Origin of the sequence: Terrabacter aeriphilus, assembly GCF_039542985.1 — a bacterium.
GTDB classification, from domain to species: domain Bacteria; phylum Actinomycetota; class Actinomycetes; order Actinomycetales; family Dermatophilaceae; genus Terrabacter; species Terrabacter aeriphilus.
This window is the reverse complement of record NZ_BAABIW010000034.1, coordinates 1-1,028: the sequence shown is the minus strand read 5'-3', so window position 1 is coordinate 1,028 and position 1,028 is coordinate 1. Positions and strand designations below refer to the sequence as shown.

The window sequence follows — 1,028 nt, the reverse complement described above, 5'->3', positions numbered from 1 at the left end:
CCGCGTGATCCTTCGAGTGAACCTTCCACAGCACTCTCGAATGGAGTCATCACGATGACCGCACCTCATATTGTCGACCCTGCCGGCCTGCTCAGCGACGCACTCGCCGAGGCCAGCCCGGATCTGATGCGGGCGCTGCTGCAGTCGATCATCAACGCGCTGCTGTCCGCGGATGCCGACGCCGTTGTGGGCGCCGAGTGGGGCCGACCGACTCCCGGACGCACGAGCCAGCGCAACGGCTACCGACACCGCGACCTGGACACTCGGGTCGGGACCGTCGACGTCGCGATCCCGAAGCTGCGCAAGGGCACCTACTTTCCTGAGTGGCTCCTCGAGCGCCGCAAGCGGGCTGAGTCCGCGCTGATCACCGTCGTGGCCGACTGCTACCTCGCCGGCGTCAGCACCCGCCGGATGGACAAGCTCGTCAAGACCCTCGGGATCGACTCGCTGAGCAAGTCCCAGGTGTCGCGGATGGCCGCCGACCTGGACCAGCTCGTCGAGGACTTCCGCCACCGACCCCTCGGCCCGGCCGGCCCGTTCACGTTCGTCACCGCCGACGCGCTCACGATGAAGGTCCGCGAAGGCGGCCGTGTTGTGGGCGCCGTGGTGCTGCTCGCGACCGGCGTCAACGGCGACGGACACCGCGAAGTGCTCGGCATGCGCGTGGCCACCGCGGAAACCGGTGCCGCGTGGAACGAGTTCTTCGCCGATCTGGTGGCCCGCGGCCTCGCCGGGGTCCGGCTCGTGACCTCCGACGCGCACGCCGGCCTGCGTGAGGCGATCGCCGCCAACCTGCCCGGCGCCGCGTGGCAACGCTGCCGCACCCACTACGCCTTCAACCTGATGGGTGTGACCCCGAAGAGCATGTGGCCGGCGGTCAAGGCCATGCTGCACAGCGTCTATGACCAGCCCGACGCGGCCGCCGTGGCCGCCCAGTTCGATCGGCTGCTCGACTACGTCCAGGACAAGCTCCCCGCCGTGTTCGAGCACCTCGACCGCGCCCGCGAGGACCTGCTGTCCTTCACCCG

1 protein-coding gene is annotated in these 1,028 nt (G+C 69.6%); it reads left to right on the top strand.

Annotated features, from left to right (window positions below; genetic code table 11):
- Nucleotides 1–54: 54 nt before the first annotated feature.
- The coding region (locus ABD979_RS19955; RefSeq protein ID WP_345509306.1) for an IS256 family transposase at nucleotides 55–1,028 on the top strand (974 nt) is incomplete at its 3' end.